This window comes from Runella zeae DSM 19591 (assembly GCF_000423565.1).
Lineage (GTDB): Bacteria > Bacteroidota > Bacteroidia > Cytophagales > Spirosomataceae > Runella > Runella zeae.
In genome coordinates this window covers 101924-117279 of the sequence record NZ_AUIF01000037.1, presented here as the reverse complement: position 1 = coordinate 117279, position 15356 = coordinate 101924, and the positions used below count along the sequence as shown (strand labels likewise).

14 protein-coding genes, 1 tRNA gene and 1 pseudogene are annotated in these 15356 nt (G+C 41.0%); 13 read left to right on the top strand and 3 right to left on the bottom strand.

Going from position 1 to position 15356, the window contains the following annotated elements; genetic code table 11:
• From G563_RS34475 to G563_RS0111540, 12 genes and pseudogenes are all read left to right on the top strand, one after another.
• Window positions 1–274: transposase family protein (locus tag G563_RS34475; protein ID WP_037326570.1), on the top strand; the 274-nt coding region annotated here is incomplete at its 5' end.
• Between the two features lie 13 nt (window positions 275–287).
• Window positions 288–764, top strand: a pseudogene (locus G563_RS34470) (NADPH-dependent F420 reductase); the annotation flags it as partial.
• 38 nt (window positions 765–802) lie between these two features.
• Window positions 803–1570, top strand: coding sequence for a LamG domain-containing protein (locus G563_RS34465; protein WP_157585264.1), 768 nt, complete (start codon window positions 803–805; stop codon window positions 1568–1570).
• Window positions 1571–2469: 899 nt separating this feature from the next.
• Window positions 2470–3813, top strand: a complete 1344-nt coding sequence (locus G563_RS34460; RefSeq protein WP_051210919.1) for a site-specific integrase — start codon at window positions 2470–2472, stop codon at window positions 3811–3813.
• Window positions 3813–4004, top strand: coding sequence for a hypothetical protein (locus G563_RS0111575; RefSeq protein ID WP_028665462.1), 192 nt, complete (start codon window positions 3813–3815; stop codon window positions 4002–4004). The genes G563_RS34460 and G563_RS0111575 overlap by 1 nt, the downstream gene beginning before the upstream one ends.
• A gap of 3 nt (window positions 4005–4007) precedes the next feature.
• A complete protein-coding gene (locus tag G563_RS0111570) occupies window positions 4008–4271 on the top strand; it encodes a hypothetical protein (protein ID WP_028665461.1) in 264 nt (87 codons plus the stop codon).
• A 223-nt stretch (window positions 4272–4494) separates the two neighbouring features.
• The gene (locus G563_RS0111565) at window positions 4495–4692 is read left to right on the top strand and encodes a hypothetical protein (protein ID WP_157585262.1); all 198 of its coding nucleotides are present in this window, start codon (window positions 4495–4497) and stop codon (window positions 4690–4692) included.
• Window positions 4693–4800: 108 nt separating this feature from the next.
• Window positions 4801–5619 carry a hypothetical protein gene (locus tag G563_RS0111560; protein ID WP_028665459.1) on the top strand — a complete coding sequence of 273 codons (819 nt, stop codon included), beginning with the start codon at window positions 4801–4803 and terminating at the stop codon, window positions 5617–5619.
• An 88-nt stretch (window positions 5620–5707) separates the two neighbouring features.
• Window positions 5708–6028 (top strand): helix-turn-helix transcriptional regulator, encoded by a 321-nt coding sequence (locus tag G563_RS0111555; protein WP_157585260.1) that lies wholly within the window; start codon window positions 5708–5710, stop codon window positions 6026–6028.
• The gene (locus tag G563_RS0111550) at window positions 6028–6426 is read left to right on the top strand and encodes a hypothetical protein (RefSeq protein WP_028665457.1); all 399 of its coding nucleotides are present in this window, start codon (window positions 6028–6030) and stop codon (window positions 6424–6426) included. The genes G563_RS0111555 and G563_RS0111550 overlap by 1 nt, the downstream gene beginning before the upstream one ends.
• Before the next feature lie 13 nt (window positions 6427–6439).
• Complete coding sequence (locus G563_RS38010; RefSeq protein ID WP_157585258.1) at window positions 6440–6604, top strand: hypothetical protein; 165 nt, start codon at window positions 6440–6442, stop codon at window positions 6602–6604.
• 122 nt (window positions 6605–6726) lie between these two features.
• Window positions 6727–8115, top strand: coding sequence for a hypothetical protein (locus G563_RS0111540; protein ID WP_028665456.1), 1389 nt, complete (start codon window positions 6727–6729; stop codon window positions 8113–8115).
• A 66-nt stretch (window positions 8116–8181) separates the two neighbouring features.
• Here the strand turns inward: G563_RS0111540 and G563_RS0111535 are convergent.
• Window positions 8182–8253 (bottom strand) — tRNA-Arg (locus G563_RS0111535).
• Between the two features lie 111 nt (window positions 8254–8364).
• Here G563_RS0111535 and G563_RS0111530 point away from each other — a divergent pair.
• Complete coding sequence (locus tag G563_RS0111530; RefSeq protein ID WP_028665455.1) at window positions 8365–10032, top strand: amidase; 1668 nt, start codon at window positions 8365–8367, stop codon at window positions 10030–10032.
• Between the two features lie 8 nt (window positions 10033–10040).
• Here G563_RS0111530 and G563_RS0111525 read toward each other — a convergent pair whose 3' ends face one another.
• Together G563_RS0111525 and G563_RS0111520 are read right to left on the bottom strand one after the other, a co-directional pair.
• Window positions 10041–11447, bottom strand: coding sequence for a glycosyltransferase (locus G563_RS0111525; protein ID WP_028665454.1), 1407 nt, complete (start codon window positions 11445–11447; stop codon window positions 10041–10043).
• A 112-nt stretch (window positions 11448–11559) separates the two neighbouring features.
• Window positions 11560–15354 carry a T9SS type A sorting domain-containing protein gene (locus G563_RS0111520; RefSeq protein ID WP_028665453.1) on the bottom strand — a complete coding sequence of 1265 codons (3795 nt, stop codon included), beginning with the start codon at window positions 15352–15354 and terminating at the stop codon, window positions 11560–11562.
• Between the last annotated feature and the right edge of the window lie 2 nt (window positions 15355–15356).

The following is a 15356-nucleotide window of genomic DNA, read 5'->3' as shown; positions in this document are numbered from 1 at the left end:
ATACAAATTTTTGTCTTTAAAGATTCCATTTAAAAAGCCCAAAAAAAGCAAAAAAAATCCTTATCCAAGCTTAACATTAGAGCAAAAAAACTACAACAAGTCTATTAGTAAAAAGCGAGTTTTTGTAGAAAATGCAATTGCAGGAATAAAACGTTATCATATTTTAATTAACAAGTATAGAGGAAAATCTAAGGAAAAATTTGATGAAAGTATTGAATTATGCGCAGGCCTTTGGAACTTCAAAATCGACTTTAAGAAAAAGATAACTTGTTAGTAATCAACAAGAAAACAACTCTAATGCAGATATTGTTGTATTATCTGTTTGGTTTAATACCATCCAAGAATTGTTCGAACAATATAAAACCGAATTCCAAGGAAAAATAATCATTGACCCCTCAAACCCAATTGCCCCAGATGAAAACGGTGGCTTCAAAAAAATTATTGGTGAAAAACAATCAGCAGGACAGCTTAATGCTGCTATCCTACCAATGGAAGCCAAACTAGTCAAAGCATTCGGTACTTTAGGTGCAGCGTCATTAGCAAGTGCAGCTTTTCAAGTGCCCGAACAATCGGTTTTATTTTATGCTACAAGCGACACAACTATAGATAACGACATGGAGCAATTAATAAAAGATAATGGCTTTGATGCAGTAAAGGTAGGTAGTTTAGAACAATCTATCCGCATTGAAGTATTTGGAGATTTACATGAATTTGGTGCGTTAGGGAGAGTTGTCACGAAAACTGAGGCCGTTACTAAATTGTAAGGAAATAAGTGATTAACTAAAAAAATAAAACAAGGAAGATGTTTAAATTATTCACATACCTAAGCTTGATTTTCGGGATTTACAATAACATTTTAGCCCAGGGTTCTAAAAATTGGCAGACTTTGAAGCTAGGCAAACAAACCTTTGAGCTTCATAATGTCACTGGTGAGATTGCCAAATTTCAGGGCAAAGAAGTATTAAAAATTGAGCGGGATTTAAAAGCTCTTCCTTTCGATGCCAATCGATTGGAAGAAACTGTTGACGAAACCCACTATGCTCGGCTTTTGGGCTTAGATGACTTTGAAAACGGAACGATAGAAGTAAAAATGTATAGCAAACTTCAAGACCCTTCGCCTTATCAACCAGCAGCAGGTTTTATTGGAGTATATTTTAGAATAAAAGAAGATGATTCTACATTTGAATCTATTTATTTGCGGCCTAAAGTAGGAAGAATAAATAACCAATATGCTAGAAATCATACTGTTCAATATTTTTCATACCCTGATTATAAATTTCAAACTTTAAGGAATAATTTCCCAGCAGGTACATATGAAGGCTCTGCCCCAGTAGCATTGGAAGAGTGGATTACCATGCGGATTGAAGTGAATGGTGAAACTGCCGAAATGTTTATCAATAACATGAAATATTCTTCTTTTATCGTGAATAAGATGTTAGGGAAAAATCGGAAAGGATATGTTGGACTCTATGTTGATATTGCGACTATCGGTTATTTCAAAGATTTGAAAGTGACCAAACGAGCCTTTAAAGATAAAAAGGAAGCTGGGCAGAAAATAGATGATATTTAATAGTTACTCATTCTGAATTAACAACTTTTTTGACTTTGTAGCGGATTAAAAGTATTTTACGTTTAATCCGCTACTGCTTTTATACTTGATCGTTAGTTTCTATTTTTAAAATCACCATAACTTACAATGGGACTGTCTGATAGCAAATTCCAAGCTCGACTTGCAAAGCTTGCATTCCTGAGCAACGATTTTGCTATCAACTTAAAGTGGCCATTGAATGCATCACAACAGGAACCGCAAAAGCACAACTTTAAAATGATAGCAAAATGGCATTATAAATGGTATTAGTAGCATTACCGATTTTCTTCAGATGCCGTGGGTAGGATTTGATAAGATTATCATCCAGTTCTGGAAAAGCAAATCTTCCTGTTTCAAAAACTCCTTAAACTTGCTTGAGCGTAGATTGCAAGTTGCTTTTAGAAGATCTGAATTTGGCTACGCAAGGCTTCCTGTTGCGCTTCTAGCACCTTCATTGGCCGCATTGGAATGCATACTCCAACGCAATGCGCTTTAATTTACGATTGTGGGTAATGCGTATTTGAATGCAATCCATCCTTGATTAGGGCGGTTATTGAGTTCAGGAGTGACCGTCATTACTGAAACATTTTTGGGTTTACCGTGGTGCGTGGTGCTACGAAATCATACAAAAAATGCCTTAGATTCGTTTCTAAGGCATTTTTTGTATGTTATATTTCTTTTTGTGCACCCGAAGGGACTCGAACATTTTAATCTCCCTTACTTCACTAAAATAAAAAACCACTGATTATCAGTTATTTAGCTATTTATCTTACTGATATTAACACTAAATAGTAAGTATAAATCAAATAAATTCGTCACCTAATGCGTCACCTGAAAGAATTTACACTATCTTTGTTCCTGTTCGATTAACGCAGGAAATCATGGGAAAAGTCATTACAAATTCAGCACGTTTTGTGCTCAAAGAGGCCGTTTCTAAGAACTCAACGCTCGTTCTCCTTATTTGCCGAAGCTGCACCCCCCGTTTGGTTTACTCTACGGGTCAATTCCTTTCACCTGAACATTGGGACGCAAAGACCCAACGCCCAACAACCTCAACTAAAAATTTCAGCCGAGACCGTAAAAACGAACTGAAAGAAATTGAAACGCACCTCAACCGCATGGCCGACACTATTGAGCGTATCAATTCACGGGTAAAGGCCGAAAACATTGAACCGACACAGGCATTTTACCGCGCTGAACTCGACAAAGTATTTAACCGTGATAAACCGCGCAAAGTGGCCAAACAGCCCGAAAAACTTTCCTTCATCCCGTGGATAGAGAAGTTTATTGAAGAGTGTGCCAACGGAGAAAGAACCATTCCGCGATCAGGCAAACGCTACTCAGAAAGTTCGACCAAAAACTACCGTAAGGCACTCAATCACCTTAAGGCGTTCGAGAAAGAAACCAAGTTTACAGTGGACTTTGATAAAATAGACCTCCACTTTCACAAAAAGTTTATTTCCTACCTCAACAAAAAAGGCAAGGCTACCAATACCACCGGGGATATTATCAAAAACATTAAGGTCTTTATGCGTCAGTCCATGAAAGACGGGATGCACACCAACACAATTTTTCAGGATGAAGATTTTGTAAAACCACTGGAAGAAGTGGAAAACATTTACCTCACGCTCGACGAAATCCAACGCATTTACAATCTTGACCTTTCCGACCGTACCGGCCTTGACCGCGTTCGTGACGTGTTCGTTATCGGCTGTTACACAGGTTTACGTTTTTCTGACCTCAACCTGCTACGGCCCGAAAACATCATCAATGAAGGGCAATTTGTGCGTATCAATATGCAGAAGACAGACAAACCCGTGTTCGTTCCCCTAAATCCCCAAATACGGTCCATACTGACCAAATACAACGGCATACCGCCGCGCGTTCTGACCAATCAAAGGATGAATGATTATTTGAAGCAAATAGCGCAATTGGCCGAACTCACCGAAAAAGTAACCATGAGCCAAACCAAAGGAGGATTGAAAGTAACCAAGACGCTACACAAATGGGAACTGGTTACAACCCACACCGCCCGACGCTCATTTGCCACTAATGCCTACTTACAAGGGGTGCCTACCCTTGATATTATGCGTTTGACAGGCCATCGTACCGAAACATCATTTATGAAATACATCAGGGTATCAAACGAGGAAGTTGCCTATCGAATGGCCGAACATCCATTTTTTACACAGGAAAAACAAAGCGTATTTAAAATTGCTAACTGATGCCGCAATCCTACGAGCAATACCTTTTAGAACTAAAAAGATACATTGAAACCGCATTAGAAGCCACTGACCAACAAATTGTTGAATACCTGCCAACGTCCAATGACGAACAATTTGTATTTCTGATTAAAAAGGCAATCCAGTACCGAGAAACACTAAAGAAAATCAACGAAGAACTTTCAAAACTATAAACCATGGAAACTTTTGTAAATGAGTACTATACCCAAATTGAGAAGGCTACAAATGAGACAGAACGCGCTCAAATAAAGGCCGAATTTGCGGCTAAACTCCAAACCTTTAATGAAGAACAACGTCAGCAGGTAAAAGTATTAGTAGGTGAAAGACTCAATACATTTTTGGAGACACTGACCCCTGTTGATGCTGCTATTGAAGAATTTAATCAATATCTAAAACAACGAAATAACAGTTCTAACATATCAACCCAAAACGCGGCATAGCTATCAATAACACAAAACCATGTTATTATGCTATCCATTTTGTGTAAATGCTCCCTTTGACACATTTATTTCAGCTACACGCGCACGTATAAGGGTGAAACAAAATGACCTAAAACCCCTTTTGTAATATTCACTATTATCATTCAATACCCAATCAAACGTAATATTTCATATTAAACTTTTAGACCACATGGACGCAATGTTAATCAATCTATCAACAAATATGTTGCATCAATTCACAAGAACAGAATATTTAGACTACCGCAAAGAGCATGGCAACAATGATTCTCAATGGTGGCCTAACTTTATCAGTCATTTAAAGTCTTCACTTTTTCATAAAGAAGATTACAACGAAGCTATTGTATACACAAGAAGTGTCGAATTTCTCCTTTTTCGAGAGAATATTGGCAATCAACCTTAAAGGCTCATGCACCTTTTTATACTCAATCGGGTCAAAACTAAGAAATAGAGAGAGGTACTTACCTCTCTTTGATTGATAACAACAATTGTTCGACTAACATCTGGTGAAATGACACAAGAATCAATCAATGATTTGGTTAGGGATGCAGCTAATAAAATCCGATCTGTCTTTGGTGATATTGTTAAGGCTCATGCATTCCCTAGTGCAATTAGGATAAATATCGAAACAGGCGAAATTTCAGTATTGCCTCCAAAAAAAGACAAGTATAAGACACCCTATGAATCATTTTTGTATTTATACTCAGGGGTATTGTATCAACAGTATCTGTTTGATATAGAGGCACGAATCAATGCCGGACACAACAAAGACCTAGTACTTATAGATATTAAAAATAAATGGATTGAACATCAAAGAAATGCTGACAATCTTTTGACAGAACAGGAGGAATTGAGGTATATTATAGAATATAACCCCGATAACTTAATCACAATAGAACATTATGAAAAGGAACTAATGTCATGTGAGTTTGACCAAATTAGAGAACAACTGTATGCCGACTATTACAAACTAGCTATCAATAGCTTAACAACTAAGGAAACGCAAAAACACCCCCAACTTCAAACGTGCGCGGCCTTTTTTCTGGCAATTTTTGTTTTGGGACGTTTGGGTAAAGTAAAAGAATTTCCCTTCAATGGCACCTCTACTAATGAGGCAAAAGACAGTGTTACGATGGCCGCACAATGGGCAATGGATAGATTTGGCGGAAAACACAACATTGAAACCCTTCATTCATATTTAAAGACAACAAACGTAAAGTTTGCAAAACACATAGATATAGCGGAAGTATTTCTATTGCATCATTACCCTAATGAAGAACTAAAAATCAAGTCAGAATTTACCAAACTTCGTCTACAATATAGAGAATGAGAAAAGGATATTTTCTCCTTTTTATCCCTACTACCTTTCTTACTCCTTTGCATTCAAATCGGGCAGAACATTCCCCGAATGATGCAAAATGATAGCTACACAAACATTACTGATGCCTTTCGATGCAGAGGCACGAGCCGAATTAAAATCTATTTTCCGAGAGGCCGTTAAGGAAGAACTGGCCAACTTCACCCCTCCCACCCCCAAGCACGATCTACCCGAGTACCTAACCCGCAAAGAAACGGCCAAACTGTACCGCATTTCGTTGGTCACCCTTCACGAATGGGATAAGGCAGGTATCATCCCTAAAAAAGTTATTGTAAACAGTAGGGTGCGGTACCGCCGCGATGAAATACTGGCTACGATCGAAACAGCAAAACAGATCAAACACAAAAAACGGGTGGCCTGATGAATCACAAGAAACTGATCTACACGCTCGACCGCGCTACGGGCTGGTATAAACTCACATCGGCACCGCCAACCGCATCTAAGTTGCCCAACGAATTGAAAGTAGAGGAACGCCAATCAGATCACATCAAAGCCTCAATGATTATCCACGGCCGCGACCGCCTACCCAAAGAACAGGATTTAAAACGCGGTTGGCGGTGGTTTACAGGTCTCCGTGAAACCAACCGTTCCAACATCTATACAGGTAGTTTCCGGACATTTGGCCGTTTTCGCGGCTCATTCGTAGAAAACTTTAGTCTGTTTCGGTTTTCGGACAATTCGGAGATTTTAACCCTATGGTTTTTCGATGGACTGACCAGGCGATACGGTGGCATTGATGATTTGATGTATTTACTCTAACCCGTTTACCAACATGAACCCGAAAGAGCCAACACAAAACGAAGATTTTAAGACAGAGCAAATGAAGTTTGCCGATGATATTGAGTTCACGCTACTACCTGACATGGAAGCTGTTGAAGATCCCGAATTTACACTGAGCGAACTTTATACATGGCCTGACGAAAACGAACCGGGATAACTCAAAGATGATTTTAAACTACAAAAAAGGCCGTACGGATCCACCGCGCGGCCTTTGTGTTCAATCATGTTCGACTAACGCGAATAAATCCGTGTAGTGAACACAAAGATATAAAAAACCCTATGTTTGACGGAATCAAGATACTTAATGCCCTGACCGACGTTGAAGCATTGAAACAAAATCCTTTGCTATACTGGCAATTACACGTCCCCGAAAGAACAGGAGCCATTGAAAGCCAAACGGCCGAATACGCCAATTTGCGATTTACCATCAAAGGCAACTTTGTAAACATTCAGGGAAGTTTGCACAAATACGCCAACAAAGGAGCCCACAACTATAACGACTTTGGAGTCGACCAATTAGCAGTCACAATCAACGAACTACGGGAACGGTTCCGAATCAGCGAAAACAGCCATTTAAACAATATTGAGTTTGGGGTAAATGTCTGTACACCCTTTGCGCCAAAAAAGTTCTTAGAACGGCTCATTTGCCACAAAGGAAGGCCATTTATAAAAATCGTCGATGAAGGTATCAATTATTACCAATGTCAGCACGAGCATTTTATCTTAAAAATCTACGACAAAGGCACCCAATACCGCCAAACTAAAAACCTCCTACGGTTTGAGATAAAAGTATTAAAAATGCAGTTCTTAGACACTAAGGGCGTTTCAATCAAAACGTTGGGAAACTTGACTAACACATCAAACTATGAGCGTTTAGGAGCGATTCTAAAGGGGTATTTTGACGAAATACTTTTTGACGAACCCCAAATAACAGCCCAAACGCTGAAACAGACCCAAAGAGAACTTTTAAACACTGGACGCAATCCTAAAACATGGGTAAGACCGCAACGAGAAGATTTTACGGGCAAAACCGAATATGACCGCGCTCGAACTGAATATGACAGGCGTTTGTCTGCCTTTCGTTCCTTGATTGAAAATCATCCCAATGCGGAACATTGGCAACAAACAGTTTCCCTACTTATTGCTGATAAATGGGTCAAATTAACGAACGGAAAGTGTAGCAAATTTACCGACTTGCAGAACCCAAAAGATACAGGCTCAAAAACTGAAAGTGTAGCAAATTTACCCTTTACCTTAAATGTAAATTTGCTACAAACGGGGCAAACCCAAACAGCCATTTGTAAAGTCAGCATGGCCGATATTTCAGGCCAAAGGAGAGGCAGTGTTTTTTTAGGGGAAACGGCATTGAGAAACGATGCCGAACTACTGGCAGCTGTAACTAATCAGCACCGAACCAACAAACGCAAACGAACCAAACACGATGCTGCCTACTACGCAGCGCACAATGTCAGAAATAAACATACCAACCCCGCTAATAACCTACGAAATCGTTTAATCAAACTTCAAAACGAAAATAGTTTGTTTGCTCCTAGTGATGTAATTAGATTATCAGACGAAAAAAAGGAGCTATTGAAACGTTGGGAGGGAACACCTTATGAGGTAAAATTGGACAATAACCACAGTGAAGAAACAAAAAACGTCACCTGAGGCGTCACCTACAAATGACCACATTCGACAACTGACTCAAAATCAATAACTTAAATTAATATAGTGTGCACCCGAAGGGACTCGAACCCCTATCGATGGTACCGGAAACCATAATTCTATCCATTGAACTACGGGTGCATTTTGAGCGAATTGGGCTGCAAATATACAGATTTGTACTAAATTGCAAACACCATTCTGGCTTTAATCGTTACTATTGTTAGTTCTACTTTATCATCAACCTAAAAATCAATGAGAAAACTTTTACTTTCTTTGGGGGTTCTTTGTGTTTGTGCTGCCAGCTTTTTGCTCGGAACCGCCTACCGCCCCGCCGAAAACCCCATCACTGCCGACATTGTTAATTATGCTTCTAAGGTGTTTGGAATAGAATTTTCGGCTGCCGAACGAGATTCTATGCTCGACAACCTCAACGACCAACTCAAAGGTTTTGAGCGAGTTCGCAAAATATCCCTTACCAACGACATTGCCCCCGCTCTGCTTTTTGACCCCGTTCCGGTTGGTTTTGAGTTTGAAAAAACAAAAAAACCTTTTCAAGCCAGCACTTTAGGAAAAGTAACTTTACCCCCCAATCGCGACAGTTTGGCTTTTTATACAGTTGCCGAATTGGGAGCGCTGATTCGAACCAAACAAATTTCCTCGGTCCAATTGGCCCAATTTTTTATTAGCAGGCTCAAAAAATATAGCCCTACGTTGCTCAATGTCGTCACTTTGACCGAAGACCTTGCCATGCAGCAAGCCGCCCAAGCTGACGCCGAAATCAAAGCGGGGAAATATCGAGGTCCCTTGCATGGGATTCCGTACGGTGCCAAAGATTTGCTGGCAAAAAAAGGATATCCTACCACTTGGGGTTCTAATATTTACAAAAACCAACAATTGCCCTACGACGCCACGGTGATTCAGCGGCTCGAAAAAGCAGGAGCGGTGTTAGTGGCCAAAATGTCGGTTGGGGAATTTGCATGGGGCGATGTATGGTTTGGAGGAATGACTCGCAACCCTTGGAATACCCAAACAGGGGCAAGTGGTTCTTCGGCGGGGTCGGGTTCGGCAGTGGCAGCGGGCTGTTTGCCCTTTGCCATCGGGACCGAAACATTAGGGTCGATTGTCTCTCCTTCTACCGTCAATGGCGTCACCGGATTGCGCCCTACTTTTGGACGCGTAAGTCGCTACGGAGCAATGGCCCTGAGCTGGAGTATGGACAAAATTGGCCCAATGACGCGCTCGGTCGAAGACTGTGCTTTGGTTTTTGATGCCATCAAAGGGCCAGATGGATATGATGCTACGGTGAGGGATTTGCCCTTTAACTATGAACCTCTCAAAACCCTCAAAGGAATGCGGATTGGCTATCTCAAAAAAGCGTTTGAGTCAAATTACCCCAACCGTGCCAATGATTCCCTAACTCTCTCGAAACTCCGCGAATTGGGTGCCGAATTGGTAGCTTTTGAGCTTCCCTCCTATCCTTTGGGAGACTTGACAATTGCCATTGGCGTAGAAGGAGGCGCAGCTTTTGACGAACTTACCCTCACCAACAAAGATGATCAAATGGTACGTCAAATCAAAAATGCCTGGCCCAATGAGTTTCGGTCGGCGCGGTTTATTCCGGCCGTAGAGTATGTACAGGCCCAACGCGTCCGAACCAAGATGATTCAAGATTTATACCAAATTTTGAAGAAAGAAAAATTGGAAGTGTATATCACTCCTACGTATGCAGGAGGCAACTTGACCTATACCAATCTATCGGGCCATCCAAGTGTATGTCTGCCCAATGGATTCAACAAAAACGGAATGCCCACTAGTATTACGTTTACTTCTCAACTCTACGCCGAAGCCAAGCTTTTGGGCGTAGCCAAGGTATATCAAGATGCTACCACTTGGCATAAAAAACACCCCAAGTTGCCTTAAATACCTATTTAGGTTGATACCAATACCTTCTGAGGAGAAATCTCTTCCTGAGAAGGTGTTGGTGGGGGCAGTTCGTTGTGTATCGTTTTATGCCAATGCATAGGGGCAAAAAAGTACTCCACATACGATTTAAAACCAGCCGCAAAATGCAAAAACAAATACCGAATAGCATCAAAAAACACCCCAAAATTTGATTTTTGAATACTTAATTGACTATACGATTTCAAATTAATAATCCAAGAACAACCCAAGCTAAACGCCAACAAAATCCACAAACTCACATTCATCAAAATAAGCAATGGATAAGGTATATCGCTTAGCCCTAAGTACAAAGGAATGTAAATATTAAAAAATGGCACCATAGCGGCACTCATCATAGGTACCCAAAAACTCAACCAGCCTTCTAGTCCAAAACCGCCCTGACGCCAACTACTTTTTAGATGTACCAACTGAGTGATAAAGAGTCCCTTGTTCCAGCGTGTACGTTGATTAATCCAGTCGTTTATTTTATCAGGACATGACTCTGTGGTGACACTCTCCAAAAGCGTGATTTTTACGTTGTTTTGTACAAGTCTAACACTCAATTCTGCATCTTCTGTGACATTGAAAGGATCCCAAGCACCTGCTTTTTCGAGATTGGTTTTTGAAACAAAAAAAGAATTCCCACCTAATCCAAACGGCAGCTTTTGCGATGACAACTCTTGCATGTGGCGCTCATACCATTCGTAGTATTCTCCTGCAAACTGACGACTTACCCAACTTGTATTAGGATTTGATATATGGATTTTAGCTTGTAAACATAGTTCTTCTTGGGTATTAGCAAAAGCAAATGCCGCTTTTTGAAGTTGGGAAGGTTCGGGGCGGCTTTCGGCATCATAGACCGTCACATACTCGCCCGTAGCTATTTTCAACGCATGTACCAAAGCCCTCCCTTTGGTATAAGGCGGTAGCTCTGGGATATACAAAACATGGAAATAAGACGGCAAAGTGAGTTTACGTAGGCTTTCTTGAGTGACAGCGTCCGTCTCTTCCACCACTACAATGACTTCTTTGAGGTGGGTGGGATATGTCAAGGCATGAATCGCCCGAAAAGTCCCCTCAATTACTGCGGATTCGTTTTTTAAAGGAACTATAATCGAAAAACTCGGCCATTCAATAAGAGAAGTTTCGTAGATATTGGAAGTCGTTTTCGTTTTAGCTAAAAAATTATTGTTTATCCTAAAACTTAACAGCAATACATAGTTGATAAAACCAATACTAAAAAGTAGCATTCCTACCGTAAAAGGATATAAAATCCCTAAGCAAGTCGCCAATACCCAACAAACCAATACCCCAAAACGAGTAGGCCATTGTATCTTGACAAAAGCAGATTTTGTTCCTAAAATCGAAAGTTGTAGCTGTGCGTATCTATCCATGCTTGAGTTAAATAAGTTATTCAAAAAAAACACGTACTCATTGAGAATCTAAGAAAGAAAATGGAGGATATGAACATCCTCCATTTTGCTTACATCATGGTTCTCAAGCATATTATTCTATCTTAAGTACTTTAAGATTGGCTTTCTGTGTTTCGGTCTCTACCTTCAACACATAAGTTCCTACGCTATAAGTACTGACATTGATTTCCTGACGGTGTAAGTTAGACGGCACTTGCATTTGGTGCTGTTTGAGAACATTCCCTTGCAGACTCACCAATTGCCATTTCACCAACTGACCTGCTACCCCTCTTAGCTCTAGCATGAGGTTTTGATTTGCAACAGGATTGGGAGACACCACTGCCCAATTTTTCCCCTCAAAAAAGCTATCTTGATTTGACCAATCGGCTATGCCTTCTCGTCCTGCACAATTGGAAACAATCACACTCTTAGAGCCGCTCATATTACGGGTACAGCCTGAGCTCACTTGCGTTGCTACCACGGTATAAGTCCCAGCCAAGGTTTGATTACCGAAAGAAATGGCACTGCCACTACCTGCTACAGGACTCCCAATATTGGCATTGCTACGTCGCAGCTGATAGTTGACACCCGCTTGCGAGTTGCTCATACCTATTGCTACGCCTGCTCCACCTGCACAATAGCTCCCGCCTCCTGTTAAGGTGTAAGTAGTAGGTGTAGTACCTGTAGATATAGTTACGGAATTGTTCATGGTTTCCATACATTCTCCTCCTGGGCTCATCGCTACTACCGAGTACTCTCCTGCAACGGTCTGATTTGAAAACACCAATATATTACCCGTCCCTGCTACAGCATTTCCTACATTGGTAGCGCCCCGCTTTAGTTGATAGTTGACTCCCACTTGCGAGCCACTAAGTACCACCGCTGCGCCCGGAGCATTACCTCCACTTCCAGCACATATTATTCCTCCGCCTGTGACATTAAAAATGCTCAAACTACCACTATTTTGAAGGACTACTGGATTGCTAACATAGCTTACAATACATACCTCTTCTCCAACAAACCTTGCTTTGACCTGATAACTTCCTCCGCTGAGATTGCTAAAAGTTGAAGAAGCTTGCCAATTCGCTCCGTTGTCTTTGCTATATTCGATAGTACCCGTACCAGTGGCCGTGACCACAATACTACCCGTAGTGCCACAATTGGGCTGTGTCACTGCTACATTGGTGATGATGGGCAAAGCGGGGACTTCTATTGTTTGCTGTATAGGCGGAAACTGACATCCTTCGGCACTTACAAAGGTGTAGGTGATTTGGATAGTTCCTGCACCTGTGGCCGTCAGTTGATTGTCCACCAAAGTACCAGGCCCTGTGATGCTAAAGCTACCTCCTGATGGAGTGGCCGTAAGTGTTCGACTGCTATTGATACACAGTGCATCATCGCTACTGCTGATAGATACTAGGAGTGGCGCATTGCTTCCCGCAAATGTAAAAGTATCAGAATCTTCGTTGACGACGTTCCCCGTATTGGTGCCGATGCTACTAGCCTGTACGATGGCGTCATTGAGTTTGCGAATGATTCCACCATTGGTGAAAGTACCAGAGGTGTTGACGATTGCCTGTTCTGATTCTATATACGCACAGGCTTGATTGTCGAAAGCGCCACCTTGATTTTCTATTCCCAAACCCGTTGCGCTTTTTAGATAAAGACTACTTTGGGCTTTGTTGTTGAAAGTACCCAAGTTTTTGATGCCCATTCCTATTTTACCAGTTCCTCCGATACGTATCAGTTTATTGTTTTCAAAAGTCCCACTGTTTTCGACTCCTGCCAAAGCAACTGTATCTGATTGAGCTACGTAGATTTCGCCATTGTTGACAAAAGAACCAGCGTCATTTTTGATACCATTTTGGAATACAAAATCAATGTAAATTTTACCCGTAGTGGTATTGGTAAAAGTGCTGTTTGCCCCTTGTTGGGAAATAGCATTCTCAAAAACCGAATCTATTTCCATCACGTTTTGGTTTTCGATGATTCCGCCGTCGTTGAAGATACCTTTAGTAGAATTGCCCGTTTCGAAATGACCTTTATTCGTAAAAGTTCCGGTATTATTTAATGAATAACTTCCAAATCGATTAACGTTGATATGGCCTTCATTGGTGAAAGTACCCGTATTGGAAAAACCTGTCATGGCCTTATCCAACAAAATGGTCCCTTGATTTAGAAGTTCGCCGCCATTAGTGATAGGTGCTCCGAGAGCAACAGTTTTGATGTGAGATGAAGCAGCCAAAATCATCTTACCGTCATTTTGGATAGCTGTATTCATCTGATCAAACACTTCTATCCGCGCCTCACTATATACATAGCCCGTAGAGTAATTATTTAATATTCGCAATGTTCTTGCTGAGTTTGTAAAATTTATGTACGTATCTGGGCCTAGAATCAGGGAGTCAGTATTAGCTATAACAGTACTCATCCCACTCCCATCGGGATTATTAATTTCTATATTCAAATAGCAATAGCCCTCATTGCGAAGCAGCGAGCTCAACGCACTCTCTATTGTTACACTACCTTTTGTATGCTTCATACGCCCATAATTTTCAAAAACAGGTCCTGATAGGGAACCAACCGTTGTGCTACATTCATTACAAAAAGTAGCACCTTCATAATTTATGATTGATGAAGACCCCATACCAGACATAGTTAAATGACATCCTGCTTCGCTCAAAAATGTACCATAGTTACGAATAGATTGATTAGTTGACATATCACTCAAAGACAGACTAGAAGAGGGTCCATTTGAAATTTTCCCCTCATTTCTAACACTATTTCCACTAGTATTTGAAACGACCCAACTACCCTCGTTGCGAATTTCGCCTTGGCTTGTATTTTTTAAAAGTTGAGCCGACCCTCCCATATCCCTAAGTGTCCACGTACCTTCATTTTTGATATAACCACTGTTTTCAAAACCCGCTTGAGTAAAAGAACTATTTGTCAATGTGGCACTTAGGGTATTGTAGATACTAGCCCCTTCACGGTTGATAATAGCATACACATTAGCATCCGTATTTCCTGTTCTACTAATATTCATCGTCCCCTCATTTTTGATATATTTCCCATTATCAAGAAGGCTTTGCCTTCCTCCATTTATCGAAAAAGTTCCTCCAGTATGGTTATATAATGTGTCCAAATTAATACATACGGTACCCAAATACCCCCCTACTAAGCTGAATTGCTCATAATTATCAATTTTTCCCGAATTTTCAAGGGCACCATTTGCTCCGCCCCTTGACGTAAAGCTTTGGGTATTGATAAGCCTCGCATTGGGGTGATTTATAAAAGAAGCTTCGATTCCACCTGCTACCTCAAAAGTGCCGCTGTTGGTGATATATCCATAATTTTCGAGGCGATTGCCCAACCCATTGTTAATGGTGAAAGTAGCGGTATTGACAATCGACGCCCCTGCATAGTTGAGTACTCCATCGTTGTAAGCCGAATCTACTTCCATGCTTCCGTTGTTGGTAATAAGGCCATAGTTCTGCACACCATCCGTAGCGCTGCCTACTACTTTTAGTGTCCCACCGCTAAGGATAGTGACTTTGGCATCCTCCTCTATGAGCAAAGCGCGCGCCCCAGATGAGCTATTGATTTCGGGATAGTTGTTGTTGCTCAAGGCTGGAATCTTAGTGTATTTTCCTTGAGTCGAACCAAATGTAGGAGGCGCGGCGGGGACGCTACCATCTACGAGCCAGTTGTTTTGGTTGTTCCAGTCGGTATTGACTGCTCCTGTCCATATATATAGCGTATCAGCAGCGGAAGCGGCAACATGTTTTTTGTTAGTTACACGCTTTGTATTGTAGGGAGAGGCATACAGTAAATTTACTGCAAACAGCAACCCCCACAAGCAAAATATTCTTGTAGAAGAAAAGATCATTT

What these genes read in the sequence shown, in the direction of transcription:
- G563_RS34465 (WP_157585264.1), top strand. Translation starts at nt 803, where the DNA reads ATGTTTAAATTATTCACATACCTAAGCTTGATTTTCGGGATTTACAAT.
- G563_RS34460 (WP_051210919.1), top strand. Translation starts at nt 2,470, where the DNA reads ATGGGAAAAGTCATTACAAATTCAGCACGTTTTGTGCTCAAAGAGGCC.
- G563_RS0111575 (WP_028665462.1), top strand. Translation starts at nt 3,813, where the DNA reads ATGCCGCAATCCTACGAGCAATACCTTTTAGAACTAAAAAGATACATT.
- G563_RS0111570 (WP_028665461.1), top strand. Translation starts at nt 4,008, where the DNA reads ATGGAAACTTTTGTAAATGAGTACTATACCCAAATTGAGAAGGCTACA.
- G563_RS0111565 (WP_157585262.1), top strand. Translation starts at nt 4,495, where the DNA reads ATGTTGCATCAATTCACAAGAACAGAATATTTAGACTACCGCAAAGAG.
- G563_RS0111560 (WP_028665459.1), top strand. Translation starts at nt 4,801, where the DNA reads ATGACACAAGAATCAATCAATGATTTGGTTAGGGATGCAGCTAATAAA.
- G563_RS0111555 (WP_157585260.1), top strand. Translation starts at nt 5,708, where the DNA reads ATGATAGCTACACAAACATTACTGATGCCTTTCGATGCAGAGGCACGA.
- G563_RS0111550 (WP_028665457.1), top strand. Translation starts at nt 6,028, where the DNA reads ATGAATCACAAGAAACTGATCTACACGCTCGACCGCGCTACGGGCTGG.
- G563_RS38010 (WP_157585258.1), top strand. Translation starts at nt 6,440, where the DNA reads ATGAACCCGAAAGAGCCAACACAAAACGAAGATTTTAAGACAGAGCAA.
- G563_RS0111540 (WP_028665456.1), top strand. Translation starts at nt 6,727, where the DNA reads ATGTTTGACGGAATCAAGATACTTAATGCCCTGACCGACGTTGAAGCA.
- G563_RS0111530 (WP_028665455.1), top strand. Translation starts at nt 8,365, where the DNA reads ATGAGAAAACTTTTACTTTCTTTGGGGGTTCTTTGTGTTTGTGCTGCC.
- G563_RS0111525 (WP_028665454.1), bottom strand. Translation starts at nt 11,447, where the DNA reads ATGGATAGATACGCACAGCTACAACTTTCGATTTTAGGAACAAAATCT.
- G563_RS0111520 (WP_028665453.1), bottom strand. Translation starts at nt 15,354, where the DNA reads ATGATCTTTTCTTCTACAAGAATATTTTGCTTGTGGGGGTTGCTGTTT.